The 24,382-nt window shown below is 67.6% G+C and carries 22 protein-coding genes; 14 read left to right on the top strand and 8 right to left on the bottom strand.

The window, feature by feature from the left end; all coding sequences use genetic code 11:
- Window positions 1-5 precede the first annotated feature (5 nt).
- The 3 genes from ABZ863_RS05305 to ABZ863_RS05295 are packed head-to-tail and all read right to left on the bottom strand — an operon-like array spanning window position 6 to window position 2,362.
- A complete protein-coding gene (locus tag ABZ863_RS05305) occupies window positions 6-530 on the bottom strand; it encodes a tripartite tricarboxylate transporter TctB family protein (protein ID WP_358531346.1) in 525 nt (174 codons plus the stop codon).
- A complete protein-coding gene (locus ABZ863_RS05300; protein ID WP_358531344.1) occupies window positions 511-1,536 on the bottom strand; it encodes a tripartite tricarboxylate transporter substrate binding protein in 1,026 nt (341 codons plus the stop codon). Before ABZ863_RS05300 ends, ABZ863_RS05305 begins: the two co-directional genes overlap by 20 nt.
- A 37-nt stretch (window positions 1,537-1,573) precedes the next feature.
- Entirely contained in the window at window positions 1,574-2,362 is a 789-nt protein-coding gene (locus ABZ863_RS05295) for an RraA family protein (protein ID WP_358531342.1), read from the bottom strand.
- Between the two features lie 306 nt (window positions 2,363-2,668).
- Here ABZ863_RS05295 and ABZ863_RS05290 point away from each other — a divergent pair, with 306 nt between their 5' ends.
- The 14 genes from ABZ863_RS05290 (at window position 2,669) to ABZ863_RS05225 (ending at window position 18,573) form a co-directional block, all read left to right on the top strand.
- Complete coding sequence (locus ABZ863_RS05290; protein ID WP_358531341.1) at window positions 2,669-3,901, top strand: CaiB/BaiF CoA-transferase family protein; 1,233 nt, start codon at window positions 2,669-2,671, stop codon at window positions 3,899-3,901.
- Window positions 3,898-5,106 (top strand): CoA transferase, encoded by a 1,209-nt coding sequence (locus tag ABZ863_RS05285; RefSeq protein WP_358531340.1) that lies wholly within the window; start codon window positions 3,898-3,900, stop codon window positions 5,104-5,106. Before ABZ863_RS05290 ends, ABZ863_RS05285 begins: the two co-directional genes overlap by 4 nt.
- Window positions 5,107-5,192: 86 nt before the next feature.
- Window positions 5,193-6,644, top strand: a complete 1,452-nt coding sequence (gene tcuA / locus ABZ863_RS05280; RefSeq protein ID WP_358531338.1) for an FAD-dependent tricarballylate dehydrogenase TcuA — start codon at window positions 5,193-5,195, stop codon at window positions 6,642-6,644.
- A 5-nt stretch (window positions 6,645-6,649) separates the two neighbouring features.
- Entirely contained in the window at window positions 6,650-8,092 is a 1,443-nt protein-coding gene (locus tag ABZ863_RS05275) for an MmgE/PrpD family protein (protein WP_358531336.1), read from the top strand.
- On the top strand, window positions 8,089-9,474 hold the full coding sequence (locus ABZ863_RS05270) for an MmgE/PrpD family protein (RefSeq protein ID WP_358531334.1): 1,386 nt from the start codon (window positions 8,089-8,091) through the stop codon (window positions 9,472-9,474). The genes ABZ863_RS05275 and ABZ863_RS05270 overlap by 4 nt, the downstream gene beginning before the upstream one ends.
- On the top strand, window positions 9,471-10,247 hold the full coding sequence (locus tag ABZ863_RS05265) for an enoyl-CoA hydratase-related protein (protein WP_358531332.1): 777 nt from the start codon (window positions 9,471-9,473) through the stop codon (window positions 10,245-10,247). Before ABZ863_RS05270 ends, ABZ863_RS05265 begins: the two co-directional genes overlap by 4 nt.
- Window positions 10,248-10,258: 11 nt before the next feature.
- Complete coding sequence (locus tag ABZ863_RS05260) at window positions 10,259-11,416, top strand: thiolase family protein (RefSeq protein WP_358531331.1); 1,158 nt, start codon at window positions 10,259-10,261, stop codon at window positions 11,414-11,416.
- Window positions 11,416-11,829, top strand: coding sequence for a Zn-ribbon domain-containing OB-fold protein (locus ABZ863_RS05255; protein ID WP_358531329.1), 414 nt, complete (start codon window positions 11,416-11,418; stop codon window positions 11,827-11,829). Before ABZ863_RS05260 ends, ABZ863_RS05255 begins: the two co-directional genes overlap by 1 nt.
- A 122-nt stretch (window positions 11,830-11,951) precedes the next feature.
- Window positions 11,952-13,067 carry an ABC transporter ATP-binding protein gene (locus tag ABZ863_RS05250; protein ID WP_358531328.1) on the top strand — a complete coding sequence of 372 codons (1,116 nt, stop codon included), beginning with the start codon at window positions 11,952-11,954 and terminating at the stop codon, window positions 13,065-13,067.
- Complete coding sequence (locus tag ABZ863_RS05245) at window positions 13,064-14,827, top strand: iron ABC transporter permease (RefSeq protein WP_358531327.1); 1,764 nt, start codon at window positions 13,064-13,066, stop codon at window positions 14,825-14,827. Before ABZ863_RS05250 ends, ABZ863_RS05245 begins: the two co-directional genes overlap by 4 nt.
- Complete coding sequence (locus ABZ863_RS05240; RefSeq protein ID WP_358531326.1) at window positions 14,820-15,965, top strand: ABC transporter substrate-binding protein; 1,146 nt, start codon at window positions 14,820-14,822, stop codon at window positions 15,963-15,965. The genes ABZ863_RS05245 and ABZ863_RS05240 overlap by 8 nt, the downstream gene beginning before the upstream one ends.
- A gap of 64 nt (window positions 15,966-16,029) precedes the next feature.
- On the top strand, window positions 16,030-17,418 hold the full coding sequence (locus ABZ863_RS05235; protein ID WP_358531324.1) for an MmgE/PrpD family protein: 1,389 nt from the start codon (window positions 16,030-16,032) through the stop codon (window positions 17,416-17,418).
- A gap of 15 nt (window positions 17,419-17,433) precedes the next feature.
- On the top strand, window positions 17,434-18,240 hold the full coding sequence (locus tag ABZ863_RS05230; RefSeq protein ID WP_358531322.1) for an IclR family transcriptional regulator C-terminal domain-containing protein: 807 nt from the start codon (window positions 17,434-17,436) through the stop codon (window positions 18,238-18,240).
- Window positions 18,241-18,381: 141 nt separating this feature from the next.
- Window positions 18,382-18,573 carry a hypothetical protein gene (locus tag ABZ863_RS05225; RefSeq protein ID WP_358531320.1) on the top strand — a complete coding sequence of 64 codons (192 nt, stop codon included), beginning with the start codon at window positions 18,382-18,384 and terminating at the stop codon, window positions 18,571-18,573.
- Here the strand turns inward: ABZ863_RS05225 and ABZ863_RS05220 are convergent.
- From ABZ863_RS05220 to ABZ863_RS05200, 5 genes are all read right to left on the bottom strand, one after another.
- Entirely contained in the window at window positions 18,539-19,489 is a 951-nt protein-coding gene (locus ABZ863_RS05220; protein WP_358531319.1) for a hydroxymethylglutaryl-CoA lyase, read from the bottom strand. The genes ABZ863_RS05225 and ABZ863_RS05220 overlap by 35 nt on opposite strands.
- Window positions 19,490-19,498: 9 nt before the next feature.
- A complete protein-coding gene (locus ABZ863_RS05215) occupies window positions 19,499-20,812 on the bottom strand; it encodes a hydroxymethylglutaryl-CoA reductase, degradative (protein ID WP_358531778.1) in 1,314 nt (437 codons plus the stop codon).
- Between the two features lie 61 nt (window positions 20,813-20,873).
- On the bottom strand, window positions 20,874-21,308 hold the full coding sequence (locus ABZ863_RS05210) for a hypothetical protein (RefSeq protein ID WP_358531317.1): 435 nt from the start codon (window positions 21,306-21,308) through the stop codon (window positions 20,874-20,876).
- 395 nt (window positions 21,309-21,703) lie between these two features.
- The gene (locus ABZ863_RS05205; RefSeq protein ID WP_358531316.1) at window positions 21,704-22,390 is read right to left on the bottom strand and encodes an Imm52 family immunity protein; all 687 of its coding nucleotides are present in this window, start codon (window positions 22,388-22,390) and stop codon (window positions 21,704-21,706) included.
- Between the two features lie 84 nt (window positions 22,391-22,474).
- A complete protein-coding gene (locus ABZ863_RS05200; protein ID WP_358531314.1) occupies window positions 22,475-24,253 on the bottom strand; it encodes a helix-turn-helix domain-containing protein in 1,779 nt (592 codons plus the stop codon).
- Window positions 24,254-24,382 lie beyond the last annotated feature (129 nt).

Genomic DNA, 24,382 nt, shown 5'->3' with positions numbered 1-24,382 from the left:
CTCCTTCATGGGATCACGGTCAGCGGAGCGGGAAACGGCGTCGCCAGCAAGACGCCGAAGAGGACATACAGCAGAGCGGTGCCGAGTAGCGACCAGCACAGCACCGGACGCCATGCCATGCCGCCGAGTAGCCGGGTCCACAGCACAAACACCACAAGTAGCGCCACGATCACGCTGACGAAGCTGAGCAACAGGACGAAAAGGACGGTCAGTGCTACGCCCAGTGCCGGTCTTGCTGAGCCGCGCAACGACTCGACCCGCTTGCCCAGCAGTGTCTGCACGATCGTCGCCACGCCTGCTGCCGTCGCGAGTGAGGACGCGACCAGCGGCCACAGCCCTGGGCCGGGTTCGTTGAGGCTGCCCACACCGACGCTGATCGCCAGCACGAGCCCCGCCACGCCAAGGAGTGTCACGCCCACGTGCACTGCCAGCGAGGCGAACGATCCCAGCTGAGCCGGCGGCGGGTTGTCCCCTGTGTCAGGCCGGTTGTGCGCTGCCTGCCCGGTCTGTTCAGAGAAGTCCAGCGGCATGAAGTGCCTCCCCCGCCTCCGTGTATTCGCGGGCGATGTCCGCCGCGTACTCCTCGGGGCCACCGAAGCTGGGCACGGCACCCGTCGTGATGAACTTCTCGCGCAGTACCGGATCGTTGAGCGCATCGCGCACGGCCGTCGCGATCTCGTCGCGATACGTATCGGGAAGCCCCTTGGGCGCGATGAGCCCCGACGTGATGTTCGTGGCGACGTCGTACCCGGACTCCCGCAGGGTCGGTACGTTCTCGTAGCCCTCGCCCTTGACGCTGCCGAGGTTCGCCAGTATCCGCAGATCGCCCGAGCGCACCGACGAGGCGAAGCCCGACGGAACCCCGGCGGCGGCCTCGACGTTGCCGCCGAGCAGGGCGGTCACCGATTCGGCGCTGCTTTCAAAGGGCACCTGGGTGGTATCGATTCCCGCGGCGACGTCGAGCCGTTCCATAGCGAGGTTCGCGGGGTTGCCCGCCCCGGTCGAGGCGTACCGCACGGAGCCGGGCTCGGCCCGCACGCTCGCGATCAGGTCGTCGATGGTGCGCCACGCCGAGTCCGCAGGCACAGCGAGGACGATCGGTGCGACGCCAACCCTGGCGACGGGCGTGAGGTCCTCGGGCGAGTAGATCGTCCTGCCGTAGTGCGGTTGAACGGTCAGCGGGCCGCCTGCGACGAAGCCAAGGGTGTAGCCGTCCGGGCTCGCCGCGACGACGCGGGTCGTGCCGATGGTCCCGGCGCCGCCAGGCTGGTTGAGCACCACCAGTGCCTCGGCGCCGAGCCTCTTCGCGACCGGCTCGGTGAGCAGCCGGATCATCTGGTCGGTCGCGCCGCCGGCCTCGTAGGGCACGACGACCTCGATCGAACCGGCGGGGTACAGGCTCGGGTCGGCGGGTGCCGAACCGGACAACCCGCCTGGCCCGACCGCGCACGAGGCCGCGGCCGGGACGGTGAGCAGGGCGGCAGCGATCCGCGTAGCGACGCGTAGGAGCTGCCGCCTGCTGGACGTATGGGACATTCGAACTCCGTTGTCCGTCAGGAGCGGTTTCGCTGGGTCAGCTGCTGTAGCGCTTGCGGAACAACGGCTTCAGCTCGGAGATCGGCGCGCCCTCGACAATCAGCGACGCCATCTTCTCCTCAGCGGCCGCGATCGACTCGATCTCGTCGATGACGTGCTCCACATGCTCGAACGGCACGACGCATACCCCGGAGTCGTCGGCGACCATGAGATCACCGGGCTCCACCCGGACATCGTGCAGGGTGACAGGGCCGTTCATCTCGATGGCCTCGATCCGGAACTTCCCGGTCAGTGGTGTGATGCCTTTGCTCCACACCGGATATCCCAGTTCGCGGATCGACCCGGCATCGCGCACCGCGCCGTAGACGATGCTGCCGGCGAGCCCGCGCGACTTGGCGACGGTGCAGGACTGCGCGCCCATGTTCGAAATGGACAGATCGCCGCCGGTGTCCGTGACGAGCACGTCGCCAGGTTCGGCGAGGTAGTAGATGTCGCGGGTCGACATGCGGATGAAGTCCTTGTCGACGTATCCCTGTGTGGGAGTCTTGCGCTCCACCAGGTTCCGGATCGTGACCGCGGGGCCGACGACCCGCTGCCCCTGGGCGAGTGGACTCAGGTACGAGGCCGGGACGGCACCGGCGATCCCCAGGGAGTCGAGCACGTCCGAGACCGACGTGGTGAGGTCGGTGACCGCGAGGTAGCGCTTGACGATCTCCTGCGGCACCCTCGGGAACTTGATCTTTTTGATGCGTTCGCGGTCGACGAGGCCCCAGATCCGGCCCGCGGCGAGGTACTCGTCGTACTCAGCGGCCACTGTTTCGGCCATTCAGCGCTCACCCTTCGAGTAGGAGTTCCAGCGCTGCCACGGCGCCGGAACGAGAACAAGTGATCGCAGCGTAGGTCTGGGCTATTCATAAGACAATGGGCGATTCTGCGATAGATATATTGGGTTGATTTATAAGAGCTGGGTTTTCGTCGGGTTCACTTGCAGGTATTGACCTGGGCAAGGCTCTCCCCATACTCTCCTTACTGCTCGCATAGCGAGCAAATGTTCACGATCCGTGCAGTAGGAGACAGTGATGTCACGACTGGAGCCGGCCCGCGCCGGCGCGGTATCGAAAGCCCTCCCAGCATGACGACCGACGCCGGGGCGCTTGACGGCCTGACAGTTCTCGACCTTTCGGACGCCCGCGGCAACTACTGCGGCAAGCTCTTCGCGGAGCTCGGCGCCGACGTCGTCCTGGTCGAACCACGCGGTGGCAACGCGCTGCGTCACCGTGGGCCCTTCGCCAACGGGGTGTCGCAAATGGACGGAAGCCTGTCCTTCATCGCGCGGAACAACAGCAAGCGAAGCCTCGGGCTCGACATCGGAGCCCGGCAGGGGCGGGAGGTGCTGCGCGAGCTCGCGTCCCGCGCCGATCTCGTCATCGAGTCATCGATGCCGGGAACACTCGATGCCGCCGGTATCGGCTACCGCGACCTCGCCGCGGTGAATCCACGTCTGGTCATGGTGAGCATCACGCCCTTCGGTCAAACCGGACCGCTCGCGGACCTCGACGCGCCGGATCTGGTGTGCATGGCGCTCGGCGGGCTGCTGTACCTCGGGGGATACGTCCAGGGCGATCCCATGTGCGCTCCCGAGGAGCAGGCGTACGCGGCCGCGAGCGTTTTCGGCGCGGTCGGCGGGATGATCGCGACGCTACATGCGGAGACCACGGGCACAGGGCAGCACGTCGACGTGTCGATCCAGGAGAGCGTCGCCCTCGCCACCGAGAACGCGGTGCAGTTCTTCGACCTGGAGGGCCGGATCAGGCGGCGCACCGGTGGCACCCAGAAGCAGGCCGGCATGGGCGTGTTCCCCTGCCGGGACGGCTTCGTGCTGGTGATGGCGGCGGGAATCGGCGGCAACCGGTTCTGGCCCAACCTTCTGAAGTGGTTGCACGAGGAGGGTTGCGCGGATGCCGAGCGGCTTTCCGGTCCAGAGTGGAGCGGCCATGGGTACACGGACACCGACGAGGCGCGGCAGGTTTTCGCCGAGGTGTTCGAGCCTTTCGCGGCACAGCGTGGCAAGCAGGAGCTGAACGACGAGGCGCAGCGGTTTCGGGTGCCGTTGGCACCGGTGAACGCGCCGAGCGACGTGCTGAGTAGCCCACAGTTGGCGCACCGCCAGTATTTCCAGCCGCTGTTCCTCGGTTCTGCTGCGCCGCTGCGGATGCCGGGTGCGCCCTATCAGCTCTCGGTCACGCCGTGGCGGTGCACAAGGCGCGCGCCCGGCCTCGGCGAGCACACCGACGAGGTCCTGCGGCAGGCCGGTTACGGCCCGAGCCAGGTGCGGGCGCTGCGCGACGCGGAGGTGGTGTGGTGAACACGCATGCCTTGTCCGGCATCCGGATCGCGGACTTCAGCTGGGTCGGCGCCGGCTCCTTCACCACGAAGCTGCTCGCCGACCACGGCGCCGACGTCATCAAGATCGAGAGCAGCCACAAGGTCGACGGTCTACGGCTCGCCCCACCGTTCAGTGGTGGCGAGCCCGGTCACAACCGCAGTGGCTACTTCGCCGATCGCAACTCCAGCAAACGCAGCATCACCGTCAACCTGAAGTCAGCAGAGGGCCGCGAGGTCGCGCGGTCGCTCATCCGGGCGAGCGACGTGGTCGTCAACAACTTCACCCCCGGTGTGATGGACCGCTTCGGGCTGGGCTGGGCCGATGTACGACAGTTCAAACCGGACATTGTCTACCTCGCCATGTCGATGCAGGGAGCAACGGGGCCATCCAGTGCGGAGCTCGGCTACGGGATGACCATTGGCGCGCTCGTCGGCCTGCAGCACCTCACCGGGCTCGCGGACGACGAGCCCGTGGGAACCGGCACCAACTACCCCGATCACATCCCCAACCCAGGCCACGCGGCGTTCGCCGTGCTCGCAGCGCTGCGGCACCGCCGCAGGACGGGGGAGGGGCAGTACATCGACCTCGCCCAGACCGAGCCGACCATCGCGCTGCTCGGCACCGCGCTGCTGCAGGCCGAGACCACCGGCATCGACCCGGTCCGGAACGGCAACCACCACGCGCGGCACGCTCCGCACAACGTTTATCCCTGCACCGGTGACGACGAGTGGGTCGCGCTCGCGGTCACCGACGACCGGCAATGGGAGGCGCTCGCGGACCTCCTCGGGATCGAACGGCGCCCGGAGTGGACGCATGAAACCGGACGCAAGGCAGCGGAGCAGGACCTCGACACCGCGATCCGCGACCGCACGATCCACTGGGAAGCCGAGCAACTGGCCGAACGTGCCCGTGCGGCCGGCGTTGCGGCAGGGAAGGTGAACAACGCCCGCGATCTGCTCGCCGATCCCCAGCTCGCGCACCGGGACCACTGGATTCGGCTGAGGCATCCGGAAATGGGCTCGACCGTCTACAGTGCACCCGCGTTCCGGCTGTCGAAGACGCCCGGAGAGCTCAGCCGGCCCGCCCCGTGCCTGGGGCAGCACACCCAGGAGGTGTGCGAATCGGTCCTGCACCTGACGCCCGAGGAGACACAGCGGCTTCGCGACTCGGGAGCCCTGACCTGACGCGTGGGCACACCACGCGACGACCACACGCAGCACATCGTCTCGGCCCGCCTGGTGTGGCGGATGAGGGAATACGGAGGAATGGCATGTCGGAGAAGGTCGACGTCCTTGTTGTGGGCGCCGCCAGCGCAGGTTACGCGGCGGCGGTGGCGGCCAGCCACGCGGGCGCGGAGCGAGTCGTGGTGCTGGAGAAGGCTGCCCGCGACGACGTGGGCGGTAACTGCCGCTTCTCGATCATGGGCCACCGCTTCGTCCACGAGGGTACGGACGAGATTCTGGACCTGTTGACCCACGAGCTCCGCGAGGAGCACAAAGGACGGTTGCGGATCAGGCCCTACACCAGTGAGGAGTTCACCAGCGACCTGAACCAGGTCACACAGGGCCGCATCGACCAGGAGCTGGCGCGGGTCCTCGTCGAGGACTCACGCGACGCCATCGCGTGGATGACCGAGCTGGGGCACCGCTGGCAGTTCTTCCACGGCCGGGTCGAAAAAGACGGCTACGTGGAGTACAACCCCGGCACGGTCCTCGCTCCGGTGGGCGGCGGTCTCGGCCTCGTCGAGCATTGGATCAAGATCGGCAACGAGTTGGGTGTCGAGCTGCGGACCAACTCCCGCGTCGCGGGAATCCTCGGCGACCACCGGCAGGTCCACGGTGTCGTTGTCGACGGGCCGGACGGCCGGTACGAGATCGAGGCCAAGGCGGTGATCGTCGCCAGCGGTGGGTTCCAGGCGAGTGCCGAGCGGCGTGCCCGGTACCTGCCGGCGAATTCGGACCTGATGAAGGTACGGGGCAGCCGGCACAACACAGGTGAGGTACTCGACATGGCCGTGGCGTTGGGAGCGGCCACCTCCGGCCATTGGGGCGGGGCCCACGCCACCCCGGTCGACATGGACGCGCCCGCGGTCGAGATGGACAACACCGTCAACCGTTACGCCTACCCGCACGGAATCTCGGTCGATGTCAACGGGAAGCGCTTCTTCGACGAGGGCGAGCGGCACCGGACCTACACCTACGCCAAGACGGGATGGGCGGTGGCGCGCCAGCAAGGCGGTATCGCCTACCAGATCTACGACCAGCAGAGCCCGGAGTTCTTCCCGACGGCCTACCGCTCGGCAGTGCCGGTCGAGGCCGGCTCAATCCGGGATCTCGCGGTGAAGATCGGCATCGACCCGGACGCCTTGGAGACCACAGTGGACGAGTACAACGCTGCCATCGACGACTCGGTCCCGTTCGACCCGACGCGGGAGGACAAGCGGGGCACCAAGGGCCTGGCGATCCGGAAGACGAACTGGGCGCGGCCGCTGAACCAGCCGCCGTTCCTGGCCTACGGCGTGACCGGTGGTGTCACCTTCAGCTTCGGCGGGGTCAAGGTCAACCGGGACTCGCAGGTCCTTTCTACGAGTGGTACCCCGATCAAAGGCCTGTACGCCAACGGCGACATCGTCGGGCTCTTCTATCACAACTACCCGTCGTGCAGCGGCATGACCAGGAATGCCGTGTTCGGGGGCCGCGCCGGTGCCGCGGCGGCCGGGTGACCCCGATGACGCCGGCACACACGGTCGAGGCGAAGGAACTCGGCGCATCGCCCACGCCGGAGCTCTGCAGGTTCCTCGCCGCGAGCTCATCGCGCACGCTACCGAGCGATGTCGTTCGGCGCGCGCGTTACCTGCTGCTGGACGGAATCGCCTGCGGCCTGGTCGGAGCCCGGCTCCCGTGGGCGGACCGGGCCGTCGCCGGGACCACCGCGGTGGACAACGGCACCGGCGGGACCCTGTGGGGCTGGGACCGCGAGGTCTCCCCGTTGGCGGCCGCGTTGCTCAACGGCACCTTCGTGCAGGGCTTCGAACTCGATGACTTCCACCCGCACGGTGCGCTCCACTCGTCTTCGGTCGTCGCGACCGCGGCACTGGCGGCGGCCGAGGTCCGGGGCCACGTCCCCTTCCCGGACTTCCTGCGCGCGCTCGCACTCGGCTATGAAACCGGTCCGCGAGTCGGCATCGCCATGGGCGGTGCGAAGGTGACCGTGCGCGGTTGGCATACCGGAGCGGTGTTCGGACCCTTCGCCGCGGCGGCCGCCGCGGGAACCATCTTCGGGCTCGATGCCGACGGGTTCGAAAGCGCGCTGGGCAACGCAGGCACCCGGGCGAGCGGGCTGATGTCGGCGCAGTACAAGTCCATGGTCAAGCGGATGCACCACGGTATGGCGGCCCAGTCGGGCCTGCATGGCGCCGCGCTCGCGGCCCACGGGTTCGTCGGAACCGAGCGCGTCATCGAGCACGAGTACGGGGGCCTCGCCTCGGTTGTGCACGGCGGCGCGACCGACGGCGCAGACCTGTCCAGGCTTTCCCACGGCCTCGGTGAGACCTGGACCATGCTCGATATCGGGATCAAGCGCCATGCGTGCCTGATCATGCTCCACTCGACGATCGATGCGCTCGTGGGGCTCCGGGCGTCGGGTGTGCCTGCCGATGCCGTTGAACGCGTGGAGATCGGTGTCAGTGAAAGTGTCCACAAGCGCGCCGCGTGGCTACTGGACCGTCCCGGCACGCCGCTCGGTGCGCAGATGAACCTGCGGTTCGCCGCGGCCGTCGCGCTGCTCGACGGCGCCGCCTACGTCGCGCAGTTCGATGCGCCGTCACTGGCCAGGGACGAGGTGTGGGAACTGATGTCGAAGATCGACGTCCACCACTCGCCCGAGGTCGACGCCCTCGGGCGGGACCGGCGGTTCGTCGCGCATATCGAGGTGCGCCACTCCGGCGGCCGGGTCACCCGGTTGACCGGGCAGCCGCCGCAGGACCACGGGTTCGACGAGGGCGAGGTGGTGCGTAAGTTCCGTGGCCTGTTGGGGTCTATTGTGGACGAGGAACGGATCGATCGCCTCGAACAGCTCGTCCTGACCGGTGAGAAGACAGCCACCACCGGCGATCTCGCGGCGCTCTTGCGCGGGGCGGTCCGGCCGGCGCTGAAGGGGTTGGAGTCGTGAGCGGCGCGACCTGGGCGGTCGCGGAATGGGCCGCCCAGGTCCGGCCCCGTGACCTGTCTGAGGAACTTCGGCACCAGGCACGCCGGATTCTGGTGGACTACACCGCGGCTGCCGTCGTCGGGTCCACCACCGCTTTGTCGCGGCGCGTGCGTGCCCATCTCGCGGAGGCCGCGCCCGGTGAGCAGGCGACGGTCGTCGGCGGGACGCGGCTCGCGGCCGGTGGCGCCGCGTTCGCCAACGGCACCGCCGCCCACGGCCTCGAGCTCGACGACGGGTACACCCCGGGATCGGTGCACCCGGGCGCGGTGACGCTGCCCGCCGTGCTCGCCGCCGCGGAACTGGCCGGCGCCGACCCGGACGAGCTGGTCGCCGCCGTGGCGGTGGGAGTCGAGGTCACCGCGCGTATCGCCGCCGCAGGCCATCCGGCCACGCTCCGCGGCGGTTTCCACAACACCGCGGTGGCGGGGGTCTTCGGCGCGGCCGCGGGTGCCGCACGCCTGCTGGGCGCCGACAGCCGGCAACTGGTCGATGCACTCGGGATCGCCGGCTCGCACGCCGGTGGCCTGCGCGAATACCACACTTCCGCGTCCGACACGAAGCGACTGCATGCCGGCAAGACCGCCCGTGACGGGCTCGGATCGGCCCAGCTCGCGCTGGCCGGCGTGACCGGGCCCGAGACAGTGCTGGAGGGCAGGCAGGGCTACTTCGCCTCGATCGCCCGCGGGAGCTGGGATGAGTCGACGCTGCTCGATGGTCTGGGCAGTACGTGGGTCTGCCTGCGGACCTACGTGAAGCCGTATCCGTGCTGCCGCCACCTGCACGGGCCGGTCGACGCGGTACTGGCATTGCAGGAACGGCAGGGCATCCCGCCCGCGGACGTGGTCGCCGTCTCGGTCGAGACGTTCGGCATCGCCTCGCGCCACGGTCGGCGGCACTGCACATCGTTGCTGGAGGCACAGCTGAGCATCCCGTTCGCCGTCGCCACCACGCTGCGGTCCGGGGTCCCGGGCCTCGCGTCGTTCGGACCCGAGGCGCGAGCCGATCCGGAGGTCGCGCGGCTGGCCGCTCTGGTCTCGGTCGCCTGCGACGCGGAACTGGACTCGGCCTACCCGCGAGCACGCCCGGCCCGGGTCGCCGTCACCTTGCGCAATGGTGCCGTGCTGCGGCGCGAGATCCGCTATCCGCTGGGTGAGCCGTCGAACCCGATCGACGACGAGGGCCTTGGCGCGAAGTTCCTCCGCCTCACCACGCCGGTGGTCGGGGAGCAGCATGCAGCGGACCTGCTGGCAGCCCTCTGGAAGCTCGACGATCTCGAACCGCTGACGACAGGTCTCGGTGCGGCCGCCTGGCCGACCCGACGACCGGAAAGGAAAACCACGTGAGTGTCGATCTCACGGTCACCGGCCACGTCGCCGAGGTGGTCGTCAACCGCCCGGAGGCGATGAACGCCATCGACCACGAGCATCGCAAGGCGCTGCGTGACATCTGGGCGGAGGTGGACGAGCGGGACGAGGTCAGGGTCGTCATCCTCACCGGTGCTGGGGAGCGCGCGTTCTCGACCGGCTCCGATCTGAAACGCACGATGCCTCCCGAGGAGTCCTACGCCGAGTTGACGTTCGGTCGCGTCGAGTCGGCGCATCTACTCGCCGGGATGCAGACGGACAAGCCGCTGCTGGCGGCGGTCAACGGGTACGCGATGGGCGGTGGTCTGGAACTGGCACTGGCCTGCGACCTGCGCATCGCGTCGGTGAACGCGCAGTTCGGCATGTCGGAGGTGCGGGTCGGGAGCATTCCGGGTGGCGGCGGCACGCAGCGCCTCCCCCGACTGGTCGGCCGTGCGCTGGCGATGCAGATGCTACTCACCGGCGACCGGATCGACGCGCAGCAGGCACTGCACAGTGGGCTGGTCAGCGAAGTCGTTGAACCAGAACGGTTGTTGCCCCGAGCCCACGAGATCGCGGAGCGGATCGCCTGGAACGCGCCGCTTGCGGTGCGGGCCGTGAAGCGGCTCGTCGAGCGAGGCGCGGACCTGCCGCTGGAGCAGGCCATCGAGACCGAGAACTACGTCTGGGGACTGCTTCGCGACACCGCGGACCGCATCGAGGGCCGGCAGGCATTCGCCGAGAAGCGGACCCCCCGTTACACAGGACGATAGGAGAACTTCCCATGACAGCGCCGTTTTTGCGGAACGCCGCCGCGATCGTCGGGGTCGGGGCGAGCCCGCAGGGCAAGCTTCCGGGCTCAACGGCCGAGTCCCTCGCGGTCGATGCGTTCGTCGCAGCGCTCGCCGACTCGGGGCTCGACAAGAACGACATCGACGGTCTGCTCACCTTCCCGGGCACGACCGCCCCCGAGGGCGCGCTGAACTACCTGCGGCTCGGCGAGACGCTGGGCATCGATCCCGCCTACACCGGCAGCATGAGCATGGGCGGGGGGACCGCGGGTGCGCTGGTCCAACTGGCGGCCATGGCGGTGGCGACCGGGCTGGCGACGAACGTCGCCTGCGTGTTCGGCGATGCCGCCAAGACCGGCGGTTCCCGCTTTTCCCGGGCCTCCGGCTGGGGCGACAGCTGGGGCCTCTACGGTATGGCCGGCGCCGCCGCGAACAGTGCGATCGCGGCCAGCCGGCACATGGCGGTCTATGGCACGAAGTCGGAACACCTCGCCGAAGTCGCGGTCGCCTGCCGGCGGCACGCCTCGCTGAACCCGGCAGCCGTGATGCGTACGCCGATCACCATCGACGACCACCAGAACTCCCGCCCGATCGTCGAGCCGCTGCGCCTGCTGGACTGCTGTTTGATCACGGACGGCGGAGTGTGCGTCATCGTGTCGTCGGCGGAGCGGGCCCGCGACGCGAAGCAGCCTCCGGTGCTGATCGCGGGCATGGGGCAGGCCTACACGACTCGCAACCTCGAACGTGAGGACTGGTGGTACGTGCCCCATCAGAAGGACGCTCTCGACCGGGCCTGGGCGATGGCGGGCCTGGGGCCGGAGGACGTCCAGGTGGCTCAGCTCTACGACAACTTCAGCATTTCGGTCCTGCTCTGGCTGGAGCACGCCGGCTTCTGCAAACCAGGCGAGAGCGGTCCGTTCGTGGAGGGAGGTCGCATCCAGCTCGGCGGCGAGCTCCCGGTGAACACCGCAGGCGGCAACCTTTCAGAGTCCTATATGGAGGGTTGGCTGCACGTCGTCGAAGGGGTACGACAGATCCGCGGCCAGTGCGGTGAACGCCAGGTCGCCGACGCCGAGGTGTGCCTGGTGACCGGGCGCGGCATGACCTTGAACTGTTCCAACGCGTTGGTGCTCACCCGAGGAGACCGCTGATGACCGACTATGTGAAACCACTGCCCGAGATCGGTGAGGTGAACCGCCGGTTCTGGGAAGCCACCCGCGAGGGACGCCTCGAACTGCAGCGCTGCACCGACTGTGGCCACCTTCGCTTCCCCATCAACGATATCTGCCCGGAGTGCCTCAGCCGAGCCCACACCTGGCAACCCCTTTCCGGGGACGGCGAGGTCTTCTCCTACGTCGTTTTCCACCAGGTTTACAACAAGGCCTTCGTCGACGATGTCCCTTACAACGTCGCGCTGATCCAGCTCGACGAGGGGCCGCGCATGTTCTCGAACATCGTCGGCACCCCAAACGAGCAGGTGTCGGTGGGTGATCGCGTCCGCGTCGTCTTCGATCCCGTCACCGACACCGTCACGCTACCCAGATTCGAACTTGTCAAGCGGTAGGACGCCAGTCCCTGTCCCTACGACCACCAGGCCCACAAGGCCGACCGAGAAGTCCCCATCACGGCGCGGCGATCGCTCGCCAACTGCGCCGGTGTCATCGCACGCTTCAAGGAGGAAGCACGATGGAAGTCACGATTCGTGGGCTGACGCTCGACTACGGCGGCTTCGTCGCCGTTCGGAACCTCGACCTCGATGTCGCGGCCGGGGAGTCAATCGTCCTGCTCGGACAGTCCGGATGCGGCAAGACGAGCACGATGCGCTGCGTCGCCGGACTCGAGGAGCCGACCGACGGCGTGATCCGAATCGGCGACCGTACGGTCTTCGACGCGGCCGCAGGAAAATCGGTGCCGGCTCACCGCCGCAACGTCGGCATGGTCTTCCAGTCCTATGCGGTGTGGCCACACCGCACTGTGCAGGAGAACGTCGTCTTCCCCCTGCGGATGGCGAAGGTGCCGAAGGAGAACGCTCGCCGGACCGCGCTCGGTGTGCTCGAAATGGTGGGGCTCGCCCACCTCGCCGACCGCGGGGCGAGCAAGCTCAGCGGCGGTCAGATGCAACGAGTTGCGCTGGCCCGCAGCATCGCGATGCAGCCCGCGGTGCTGCTGCTCGACGAGCCACTGTCCAACCTGGACGCACGGCTGCGGGACGGTCTGCGGGTGGAGCTGCGCCGGATCCAGCAGGAGCAGGAGCTCACCAGCATCTATGTCACCCATGACCAGACCGAGGCACTGGCTCTGGCCGACCGGGTGGCGATCATGCAGGACGGTCGCATCACCCAGCTCAGCAGCCCGGCCGAGCTCTACTCCAGGCCGGCTAGCGTCTCGATTGCCGCGTTCCTCGGCGTCACCAACGTCTACCCGGTTGAGAGCGGCGATGGCGGGACGATCAGGCTCGCCGGTAGCGGTACCGTCCTGCGAACCGAACATGCCGGTGGAGCGGCCGGGCACAGCGCGTGTGTCCGGCCCGAGGCCGTCCGGGTGACCAGCGCCGCCGACGGTGGACCGAACGCGATGTGTGGGACCGTGCGCACCCGCAGCTACCAGGGTTCGCTGACGCGGATGTCCATTGTGCTCGAAGGCGGGCTCGTGATGGACTCCGTGCTGCCCTCTGGGGCCGCGGTCGGCCTCGACATCGGGACCGCTGTTCAGGTCGACGTCGCCCCTGCAGACGTCCGCGTTCTGCCACAGGATGTTCCGGGAACCGCCGACGAGGCCGGGGATTCGGGGAGGGCGGCATGACCATCGCGGACCCCCGATCCGGGCAGCTCACCGTTGAACGCCCGAGTGGAGATCGGCCCGCGCCGAAAACACGACGCCGGCGGGGCAGGTGGGTGCTCAGCGGCCCGCTGCTGCTCGTACTCGCGTTCCTCATCCTCGTGCCGGCCGCGTTCGTGGTGGTCGCGGCGTTCACCACCAACACTCCCCGGCCGGGCAGCTCGCTGGGTTCCTTCACCTTCGGGCACTTCGCCATCCTGGGGGAGGGGACGTTCGTTTCGGGGCTGATCAACTCGTTCGTCATCGGACTCTGCGGTACCGTCCTCGCCCTGCTCATCGGTGGGTCGCTCGCATTCCTCGCGGCACGATCCAACGTGCCGCTGCGCCGGTTCGTGTTCGTCGTCGGCCTCATGCCGCTGTTCCTCCCGTCCTACGTCGGCGCGCTGGCGTGGTCCATGATGGGCAGTCCGCGGGCAGGCCTGCTGAACATCGCTTTCCGTGATCTCGGCCTGCCGTTCTCTGTTGACCTGTACAGCATGGGCGGCACGATCTTCGTGCTGGCTCTGTTCTATGCGCCCTACCCGTTCCTGATGATCCACAGTGCGATGTCGATGATGAACCCGGATCTGGAGGATGCCGCGGCGATCCATGGCGGTTCGGCACTGCGGATGCTCAGGGAGGTCACCTTCCCGCTGGCGATGCCCGCGATCCTCGGCTCCGGACTGCTCGTGTTCGTGCTCATACTGGAGAACTTCCCGGTCGCGCAGGTGCTCGCGACCCCAGGCGACGTCGAGACCCTCCCGACCTTCCTCTACCAGTTGATGAACGACTCGCCGGTGCGGGGCAACGAGGCATCGGCCATCGCGATCGTTCTCGTGGCGATCGTGGCGGCGGTGACGCTCCTGCAGCGCCGTGCGCTGGCGAAGCGTTCCTACACGACGGTCTCGGGCAAGGGCGTTCGTGTCCGGCGAGTCGCATTGGGACGCTGGCGCTGGCCGGCCCTCGCGGCGGTTCTGGTGTACTTCGCGCTCTCGATCGTGCTGCCGATTCTCACGCTGCTGCTGACCGCGGTGAAGCGGTCGGCCTACATGGAGTCCTTTTCCGACCTCCTGGCGCCGGGTGCCTTCGATCTGAGCGTCTTCAGCCAGGTCGTGAACTCGAACCTGTTCGAGACGGTGACTCTCAACAGCGTCGGTGTCAGCATCGCCGCAGCGGCGGCCGGGACGGTCCTGGCCTTCCTCGTCGCCTACTCCGCCTACCGCACCAGGGCACGCGGGGCGAATCTGCTCGAAGGCGTCTCGATGGTTCCCCTTGCCATCCCGGCGATCGTGCTCGGCATGGGTCTGTTGTGGACATGGCTGTTCATGCCGGTCCCACTGTACGGCACGCTCGGCGTGCTGATCATCGCGTTCGTGGCGGTCCAGATGCCGCAGGGGTTGCGAAGCATGGCATCGGCCATCCGCGCGACCGACCGCGATCTCGAGGACAGTGCGGTGATGCTCGGGGCGCCGCGGCCGAAGGCGGTCACGTACGTGACGGTCCCCTTGATGCGCGTCGCCTTCTCCTCGACTTTCCTGCTCCTGTTGATGCTGAGCATGCGGGAGCTCACCGTGCCCCTGTTCCTTTACACCAGCAGCAGCAACATCCTGTCCATCGCCATCTTCGATCAGTTCGAAAACGGCGGCGCCCTGCAGCAGGCCGCGGCGTTGAGCGTGATCTACGTCGGAATCATGTTCGTGTTGTCGTACCTGCCGCGACGATTCGGAGGGCAGACCAGTGTCTGACACACCACGACGGCAGCGGTGGCTCCGACACGGCGGGTTGGCCGTCGTTGTCGTGGTCATGACCGCCGCGGCGGCAGGCTGCGGTACCTCCGCGTCGAGCACCGCCGACGTCCTGCCGCTGCCGCGGATCTCCACCCTGGACGGCCTGGTGATCGACGGCGAGAAGATCGCAGACAAGACTGTGTACGACGCCGCGGCCGGCGGTTCGGTCTCGCTCTACACGACGGCCAGCCAGCAGGCCGAGGACTTCGTCAGCGAACGGTTCACCGAGGAGACCGGTATTTCATTGACCTTCACCCGGCTCGCGACCAGCAAGATGTCCGAGCGAATCCAGAGCGAGGCAGGCTCCGGGAGGCTCGGGGCCGACGTTATCCGGTTGACCGATCCCGTGTTCGCAGCCAAGCTTGGGGAGCAGGGCGTTCTGGTGCCTTACGACCCACCGTCCAAAGCCGACCTGCTGGCTTCGGACGCCATGCGACCTGGCGACCCGGTCATCACCTGCTACTACGCCGCGTATGCCTTTGCCTACAACAACCGTGTCGTGCAGCCCCAGGACGCCCCCAGCCGGTGGGAGGACCTGCTCGATCGCCGGTTCAGTGGTGGACTGCTCGGCGTCGTCCGTCCCTTCGGCTCGGGTGCATCGCTGGCCGACTTCGGGCTGCGCAATTTCGGCGAGCAGTACTGGCGGGAGATGGCCGCGCTCCAGCCCAGGGTGTTCGACAGCGTGTCGGTGCAGACTGAAGCACTTGCCCGCGGTGAGATCGCCGTGGCGACCTTCCCAGCACACGCCGCTTACGCTGCCGAGCGCGCAGGGGCACCGATCACGTTCGTCACGCCCGAGGACGTCGGTGTGTCGGCGCCGCTCAACGTGATCGGCATGACCGAGGCCGGCCTCCGAAATCCGGCGGCGCAGGTCTTCGTGAACTGGACCATGGCGAAGTCCTCCCAGCGGTTCTTCGCCGCGCAGGGCTACATCCCGGCCCGCGCGGGTGTCACCCCGGTGCGGGACGGCCAGTTCGATCTCCCGACAGTCGGCTCGCCCGAGCTTCAGATCTTCAGCCTGGAGGACCAGCGCGCAAGAAAGGACGAGGTGCTGGAGACCTGGAACGCCGCCTTCGGGTTCACCGCAAGCAAATAGCCGGGGAGACGGGTTCACGACCTCGGCGTCGTGAACCCGTCTTCGAAACCGAATCGAGTTGCACATGATCCCTTCTGTCATCGAGCCGCCGCTGCTCGACAGGCTCGCCACCTGGTGTGCCGACATCCGGCTCGACGACCTGGACGCCAATGGTTGGGGAATGGTGCGTACCGCACTCGTCGACACCCTGGGCGTCATCCTTGCCGGCTCGACGTTCGGCGGCGTCCGTGCCCTGCGCCGGGCCGGCGTCGGCGACCCACCGGGACCTAGTCTGGTCATCGGCACCCGCGTCCGAACGACGGCGCAGGACGCGGCGCTGCTCAACGGCGTCGCGGCGCATGCCCTGGACTACGACGACGGGAACCGGAAGCTGGGCGGGCACCCATCGGCCGTGCTGGTGCCCACGATCCTGGCGCTGGGCGAGGAACTCGGTTCCGCGCCCACCGACGTCGTCGTCGCCTACGCCGCGGGATTCGAGGCGATGTCACGCATCGCCGAGGGGATCAACCCCGCCCACTACCGGCGCGGCTGGCATCCGACGTCGACGCTCGGCGTGTTCGGTGCCGCGGCGGCCGCGGCGCGGCTGCTGGATCTGGGGCCTGAGCGCATGGCGGCGGCGTTGGCGGCGGCGGCGTCGATGGCAGCCGGGGTCAAGGCGAACTTCGGCACCATGGTCAAGTCGCTGCATGTCGGCCATGCCGCACGGGATGGCCTGCTGTGCGCCAAGCTCGCCGCGGCAGGTCTCACGGCGAGCCGGTCGGCGCTGGACGGGGCGCAGGGGTTCTTCGTCCTCTACGCCGACGACGTCGACGTAGAGGCGATAGTCTCGGATCGGGGTCCCCGGGCGAACACGCGGATCAACACCATCAAGCAGTATCCGTGTTGCCAGAGCACGCACTGTGCGGCGACGGCCGCGATTGCGCTCCATTCGAGGCTGCCTGCCGGTGACCGTGACATCCGCGATGTTCAGGTGGTCGTCGACCCGAACCGCATTCCGCACACGGACCGCCCGTCGATCCGCGACGCTTTCGAGGGCAAGTTCAGCATGCAGTACGTCGTCGCCAGGGGGTTGCTCGACGGACGCGTCGGCCTCGATCACTTCGAAGGTGATGCCGATCGGGAACCGGGCGTGCGGGAGCTGATGACCCGCGTTGTGCTCGTGGCGGCGCCGCCCGGCGGAGCTCCGAACTCCTTCGCCGCCGAGGTGACGGTGCGGACCGCGCGTGGGGAGAAGCTCACCGCCTCCGCTGACCTCGACACGATCGCAAGCATGGCGGAACCACCGGCTGGGTTGTGGACGAAGTTCGCCGACTGCGCCGGCCGGGCACTTCCCGACGACCGGGTGGCCGCTCTCGCGGCAGCGGCGGGGAGCTTCGGCGAGGTCGGCGATCTCGGTGACCTCATGCAGTTGACCGCATCGGCCCCGCGAGGGCGCGGTGAGGAACTACAATGAGCGTCTTCACCGTCTGTGCTGGGTGAGCACGGCAAGGGAAGGAGTGAGCGGTTGCCCGACAACGATCGACCAGTCGACTACGTGCAGTCACTGGATCGCGGGTTGGCGGTAATCCGCGCCTTTACTCCGCGGCACCCTAGCATGACCGTGACCGAAGTTGCCGAGCGTGCGCAGATGAACCGCGCCGCTGCGCGCCGGTTCCTGCTGACCCTCGAGTACCTGGGTTACGTGCGGTCGGATGGCCGGAAGTTCTCCCTGCAGCCGCGGGTGCTCGAACTCGGCTACGCCTACCTTTCGTCGGTCCATCCCTGGGACAGCGCCTCACCGTTGATGGAGTCGCTGAGTACGGAGCTGGAGGAGAACGTCCTCGCCGGAGTGCTCGAAGGCGCAGAGGTCGTGTGCGTCGCCCGGACCTCGCGCCGCCTGGTCACGGTGGCGGTCTATGTGGGTGGACGGGTGCCCGCGCTGGCCTCATCCATGGGCCGCGCGATCATCGCCTACCTACCCGAGAACGAGGCCGAGCAGGTACTGGAACGAGCGGAGGTGCGGACCCGACACAGCCGTGAGCCGATCGACATTGAGGCAGCGCGCCAGGACCTTGCCGACATCCGGCGGCGCGGATGGTCGGTGATGGAGGGCGAACTGGAGGAGGGACTCCTGTCGATCTCCGCCCCGGTGTTCGGGCCACAGAACCGGATCGTGGCGGCCCTCAACGTGTCGGCACACGGCAACCGGCTGAGCCGGGAGGATGCCGACCTGCGCATCGCGCCGCAGCTTCTCGACTGTGCCAAGGAAGTGAGCAGGCTCTTCCAGGCTCGTTGATGCTCCCGACGAGCCGATGTCGCGATTCTGTCCGTGCGAGGCTTCGCGACCTCGGTGACATAAGGACTTGCATCCGCCGTTTTTCCGGGCGAGGTGCTCCTAACGCTCCTGAGCATCAAAGATCCCCGGTGTGTTGACCCGGTGCAGAGAGTGCTCGACTGGCGCCCAGAGTGGGACGAGTTCCATGATCTCGGATTCAAGGCACTGGATGTGCTGGCCGCGGTGGATACCGACGAGTCGTGGTCGGTGATCGAGCGTGCCGCAGAGGAGGACCGGCGCCGGGTGCGTGACATTGCTGTCAGCCTGCTGAAGAGGTTCCGCCCTGGCCGGTGAGGGCACGCGTGGCGCGTGACGGGCTGGGGCGGCCCAGCCTCTCGGCGAGCCAGGCGCTGGTCTCGGCGAGCTTGGTGAGGTCGACCCCGGTGTGGATCCCGAGGCCGTCGAGCTGCCACAGCAGATCCTCGGTGGCGAGGTTGCCCGTAGCGCTCTTGGCGTATGGGCAGCCACCGAGGCCGCCGGCGGAGGCGTCCACAGTGGTCACTCCGCACCGCAGGGCGGCGAGCGTGTTCGCCAGCCCCTGGCCATAGGTGTCGTGGAAGTGCACCGCTATCCGTCCACTTGGGACACCGGCGGCCGTCAGCGCGTCGAGCAGCGCGACGACCCGCCCCGGGGTGGCGACGCCGATCGTGTCACCGAGGCTCAGCTCCGTGCAGCCCAGGGCGAGTAGCCGTGCGGCAACGTCGACGACCTGGGACAGCGGGACCTCGCCCTCCCACGGGTCGCCCCAGCACATCGACAGGTACCCACGCACGGTCAGATCCGCTTCGCGGGCACGGGCGACGACCGGCGCGAACATCTCCAGCGACTCGGCGACGGTCCGGTTGAGGTTGGCCTTGGCGAAGCTCTCGGTGGCCGACGCGAACACCGCGATGTCGGTGACCCCGAGGTCGAGCGCCCGATCCAGGCCGCGGCGGTTGGGCACCAGAACGGGATACCGCACGCCAGGGCGACGGTCGAGGCGGCGCAGGACCTCCTCGGCGTCGGCGAGCTGCGGCACCCAAGCCGGGTGCACCATGCTCGTCGTCTCGACGACGGTGTGGCCTGCGTCGACAAGTCGTTCGACGAACTCCACCTTGACGTCCACCGGCACCAGTGTGGACTCGTTCTGCAGCCCGTCACGCGGGCCCACCTCGCAGATCGTGACCGACGCGGGTAGCCCGGGCAGGTGGTCGACACCATAGCGATTCATCTGGCCACCTCAGGAGTGCGCGCGAAGTTCCGCCAGTACCTTCTCGGCATGGTCGGCGCGGACCTTCTTGTCCGCGATGATGCGGGCGACGACGGCGGGGACCTCGTCGGCGCTCGCGCCGACCGTCGAGGCGATGTTGCGGGCGTGCAGTGACATGTGGCCGCGCTGGATGCCTTCGGTGGCGAGGGCGCGGACGGCGGCGAAGTTCTGCGCGAGGCCGACAGCGGTGATGATCTCGGCGAGCTCGGCGGCCGTGCTCACCCCGAGCAGGGCGACCGATGCCTGGGCGACCGGGTGGACCTTGGTGGCCCCGCCGACCAGCCCCACCGGCATTGGCAGCTCCATGATCCCCACGACGTTGCCGTCGGCGTCCTTTTCGAAGCGGGACAACGAGGTGTACTGCCCCGCCGGCGAGACGGCGTGCGAATGGGCGCCCGCCTCGACCGCGCGGGTGTCGTTGCCGGTCGCGAGCACGACGGCGCTGATGCCGTTCATGATCCCCTTGTTGTGGGTGGCGGCGCGGTACGGATCGGCCTCGGCGAGCGCGGCGGCGTGAATGATGTCGTCGACGACCGCCGGACCGCCCAGCGCCTCGGCGTCAAAAACGGCGCGGGCGCGGGACAGGCGCAGGTCGGCCTTGTTGGTGAGGATCCGCAGGAGGCTGCGCCCGCCCGCGATCTCGGCGGCACGCATGGCGATGGCCTCGGCCATGGTGTTGACAGCGTTCGCGCCCATCGCGTCCCGGACGTCGACCTGCAGGTGCGCCACCACATAGGTGCCCGCTCGCGATCCGACGAGCCGGACCGCGAGGTCGCGGACGCCGCCGCCGAACTCGACGAGTTTGGGGTCCTGGGCGTTGGCGAGCGCGATCAGCTCTTCACGTGCCTCCAGCAGCCGCACGCGCCCGGCTTCCGGGTCGGCCACGCCCACGATCTGGACCTGGGCCTGCATGATCGGCGCTGTCGAGGAGGTATGGAACCCGCCGTGGATGCGGGCGATCTTGGCCGCGTTGCTCGCGGCCGCGACGACCGAGGCCTCCTCGGTGGCCATCGGGACCAGCACGTCACCGCCGTTGATGACGAAGTTGGTCGCAACCCCCAGGGGGATGCCGAGGATCCCGGCCACGTTCTCGATCATGTGGTCGGCCAAACCGGCGCCGAGCCCCTGGCCGGGATCGAACGCGGCGATCAACGCCGGGTCGATGCCGGCCGATTCGGCGACGGTCTTGCGCCGGGCCTCGACGGAGAGGTCCCGCAGACCCTGGATACGGCTGGTGCGCGCCATAGCGCCCCTCCCACCTCGGTATGGCTGCTCTACAGCCAGGACGCTAGCTCCGCAGCCGGCGGGCGGGGAATGGGTGAATAATCTATAAAACCCGCGTCTCTTATGGGCTCTTGGCCAGGTGTGCCAGGTCCGGTGCGGACGGCGGTCTGACTCCGGGGAGGCACCAGCGGGCGGTGGACGAGTGCAGTGCGGTGATCACGGCCGCCACCGCCGCAACGGCCGTCAACGGGGCGATGATGAAGACAGTCGACCAGCGGGGACTGTGCATCGTCAGTCGCGCTCCAGTGAGAGCGGCTTGCGCACTGGCACTCAAACTTTGCAGGGCAACCACGATCCCGGTCACGGCGATTATTCGACGTCCTGCAGTCTTTCGCTGGAAAAGCAGCGGTGCGCCCGTGGCGACCAAGACCACCTCGACCACGGCCACCACCAAATTCAGCCACAACAACCCCGTCGGCGCCGAGGGATCATTGATGGATTGGGCGGCCATGTAGACGACGGCTATTAACCCCGGAATGCAGAGTAATGCCGCCATCCTGCTTGATCGTCACCACGTAGTCCGAGGCCCGTTGAGGATCGGTTGCCGCCGGTGGTGGGAGCCATGGGGTGGTTGTCCGGACGGGTTTGGCGAGTTCTTCCTGGTCTTGCACCCTCTATCGAGGCCGCTCAAGTGCGGCCGTTACATACCGCTGCAAGGCTTCCAGCCACTCTTTCATCGTGTAACCATCGCCTGGCGGATTGTATTGCAGCATTGGGTCGGCCGGGTCCAACAGCACAATCCTTTGAGCTCCTCCTCGGAATCGGTGGACGCCAATAGTCTCGCCACCTCGCTCACTAAATCTCGAGGCGGTACTCAAATCAGGCTGTCCCCACTTCAGATCGTAGCCACCTCGACAGTCGCGTGACGCGGCGCCTCTTTGCCATTATCCTTCACTCCGTTTCAAATGAGCGCAAAATCGCGGATACGGCGTGGATGTGATCTGGCGTGACCCGCAGCGGGTCGGCGCCTGCGGCGATCATGACGCCAGATCGCAGCTGTACGCGCTCGATTCCCGGCGTCGGTTCTATCTGCGCAATCTCTCTATCGGCGATATAGGTCAACCATCCAGCCTGAGGCTGTCCGGTGTATTCACCTTGCCAATCGCGCCTTTTTGACGTAGCAAAGATTGCCCATTCAGGCCCCCAGATATCAACTACCGTCTCGAAGATCTGCTTGACTAGAACCGCTCGATGCAACTCGAATGATTCTTCGAGTGGAGGAAATTTCAGGAGATACACATTAGGGTTCGGGAATCCGCGGCACAACAGCGAATATTGAACGAGGCGGAAGGTTCTTTCCCGTTCCAGGCTCCGAGAACAGCCAAGTTCGTGAACCTCGCCATTGTTTAGCGTGAGTACGTCACGCCCTTCCCGAAGGAGCCGACTTAAACCTTGCCTGGAAGTGTCAATGCGGAACTTTAATGCATCTTCTTTGCTCTTCCCAAGTTTGAACCAATCCGCGAAAAGCGGGTCGGCTGCCCGCAGCCCGCTCAGGCAGCGAGCGAGCTTGTCGGCACAGTCTTCCACCGACTCCGCCCTGGATCCCCAGTACGCACCTAGATGGAATCGACCAAGCACCAGACACCTCTTAGGAAACTGCGGTGACGACGATACCTACAATACTAATCTCCCTGAATCAATAGGAAGCCGTCCGTGTCCGGCTCAGAACTGCTCGGGCACGATGCCGAACGCTCGGATCTTCCGGTAGATCGTGGCGCGTGACATGCCGAGGTCGGCTGCCGCGAGTTCCTTGTTGCCCCGGTTGGCCGAGAGGCTGCGCACGATGGCGTCCCGTTCGATCGTTTCCAGTTTCGTCAGCTGGCGTCGGGTGAAGGTCCGGCATTCCGCGGGGAGGTCGCCCACCTCGATCGTTCCTGTCCGGCGTCGGCGGGAAATCTCGACCAGCACCTGGTCGAGTTGGCGGACGTTGCCCGTCCAGGGGAGTCGCATGAGCTGGCGCAGGCAACCGTCCGATGCGGTCAGAGTGTTCGAGTGACGGCCCAGCAGGTTCGGCACGAGACGGTGCAGATCCTCGATCCGGTGGCGCAGTGGCGGCACCTCGACGGTGTGCGCGAAGAACGGCATCAGCCATCCCTGGACGTCGGCGCTGTGCGGACCTTCGCTCAGCGTGACGGCGACCCAGGCCGGGGCCTGCTCAGGTGGCGCTCCCTGCCATGACGTGAACAGGTCCGTGAGGCGCTCGACTCGTTCGCCGGTGAGCGTGTCGGCATGCCTCAGGATCACCGGCGGGTTTCCCCTGGTCACCTCGTCGGCGAGCGCGCTCACCCAGGCGCCGTGGTCGTCCACCGCTGCACAGTCGAGCAACACCGGCCGCCGCCCGTGACGGCGTGCGACGGCCTGCGCGACGGCGGCCTTCCCGGTGCCACGCTCGCCGCTCAATGCCAGCCAGTTCCCCTCGACGAAGCTTGCGTCCGCGACGGCGCACAGTTGCCGCCACACGGGGCTGGTGCCGACCACGCCCGGTAGCTGCAGGTCGGCGCGACACGCCGTGCGCCGCGAGGCGGCGTGGTTCTTCACCCGGAACACGCCGCCGGCCAGAGTCGACCCGCTGTACACCGGCCGGTACTCCAGCCGGGCGACCACGCCCGAGGGAAGGTCAGCCAGGACCGTCACCGGCTTGGTCGAACCAGCCACGTCGGCCGTGTGACTGATCAGAGCAGCCCGGTCGGTCACGTCGTACAACTCCTCCGCGTGGCTGTTGACCATGATGACGTCCTCGTTGACGGCCAGGATCGCGCCGGAGCCTCGTTGGCAGGAGGCGAGGTACTCGCGGAAGAGGCTGAGCTCACGGGCTCCGGTGCTCGCGAGCAGCGCATCCGCGATCTGTTTGGCCGTCGTGCGCGCCAGCGTCAGCAGCAAAGGCCCCGGGATATCGGCCCAGGACGTCAGATCGAGGACACCGACGAGGTGCCCGCGTATCGGGTGGGTGATGGGCGCCCCGGCGCATTCGAAGTCCGTGAGGCTGCTGTTGAAGTGCTCGAATCCGGACACGAGCACGGACTTCTGGCACTCCAGTGCGGTGCCGATCCCGTTGGTCCCCACCGACTCCTCGGCGTAGCTGTAGCCGGGCGCGAGCGAAATCCGGTCCAGACCGGAGGTGAGGTTCCGGTCCGTGCTGAACCGTCGGACCACCAGGCCGTCCGCGTCGCTCAGTAGGCTGGCGACCGGGTGGGAGGTCAGCTCGGCAGACAGGTTGGCGAGCACCGGCGTGGCGCTGCGGACCAGGAGACTCTCCTCGTCCCGGTCGGCGATGAAGACCGGGTCCGGGTCCTCGGCATCGACCTGGTGATCGAGCGCGCGTTGCCAGGAAGCGGTGATGACGTCTCGCACCCCGGGAAGCTCGGGCAGAGGCCGCGACAGGAACATCTCTCGCAGGGCGCTCATCGGCCGCGAATCCGACCGGTCTCGTTGCGTCGTCACCACCGTCTCCTTTGACGTCGGGCGCTGGACCCACAGGACCCATCGTGGCGGTCCTCCGCAGGCTTCTCGGTCTCACATTGAGACAGAACTCACGTTGGATCCGCAACACACTCTCCCCGACAGGACGCA

Source organism: Saccharomonospora sp. NPDC046836 (assembly GCF_040645195.1).
Classification (GTDB): domain Bacteria; phylum Actinomycetota; class Actinomycetes; order Mycobacteriales; family Pseudonocardiaceae; genus Prauserella_A.
Note: the sequence above shows the minus strand (reverse complement) of the source record. Positions and strands in the feature narration are given on the sequence as shown.

Bases quoted from the DNA above. Each gene is read 5' to 3' on its own strand.
- ABZ863_RS05305 (WP_358531346.1), bottom strand. From the start codon at position 530: ATGCCGCTGGACTTCTCTGAACAGACCGGGCAGGCAGCGCACAACCGG.
- ABZ863_RS05300 (WP_358531344.1), bottom strand. From the start codon at position 1,536: ATGTCCCATACGTCCAGCAGGCGGCAGCTCCTACGCGTCGCTACGCGG.
- ABZ863_RS05295 (WP_358531342.1), bottom strand. From the start codon at position 2,362: ATGGCCGAAACAGTGGCCGCTGAGTACGACGAGTACCTCGCCGCGGGC.
- ABZ863_RS05290 (WP_358531341.1), top strand. From the start codon at position 2,669: ATGACGACCGACGCCGGGGCGCTTGACGGCCTGACAGTTCTCGACCTT.
- tcuA (WP_358531338.1), top strand. From the start codon at position 5,193: ATGTCGGAGAAGGTCGACGTCCTTGTTGTGGGCGCCGCCAGCGCAGGT.
- ABZ863_RS05275 (WP_358531336.1), top strand. From the start codon at position 6,650: ATGACGCCGGCACACACGGTCGAGGCGAAGGAACTCGGCGCATCGCCC.
- ABZ863_RS05260 (WP_358531331.1), top strand. From the start codon at position 10,259: ATGACAGCGCCGTTTTTGCGGAACGCCGCCGCGATCGTCGGGGTCGGG.
- ABZ863_RS05255 (WP_358531329.1), top strand. From the start codon at position 11,416: ATGACCGACTATGTGAAACCACTGCCCGAGATCGGTGAGGTGAACCGC.
- ABZ863_RS05250 (WP_358531328.1), top strand. From the start codon at position 11,952: ATGGAAGTCACGATTCGTGGGCTGACGCTCGACTACGGCGGCTTCGTC.
- ABZ863_RS05245 (WP_358531327.1), top strand. From the start codon at position 13,064: ATGACCATCGCGGACCCCCGATCCGGGCAGCTCACCGTTGAACGCCCG.
- ABZ863_RS05235 (WP_358531324.1), top strand. From the start codon at position 16,030: ATGATCCCTTCTGTCATCGAGCCGCCGCTGCTCGACAGGCTCGCCACC.
- ABZ863_RS05220 (WP_358531319.1), bottom strand. From the start codon at position 19,489: ATGAATCGCTATGGTGTCGACCACCTGCCCGGGCTACCCGCGTCGGTC.
- ABZ863_RS05210 (WP_358531317.1), bottom strand. From the start codon at position 21,308: ATGGCGGCATTACTCTGCATTCCGGGGTTAATAGCCGTCGTCTACATG.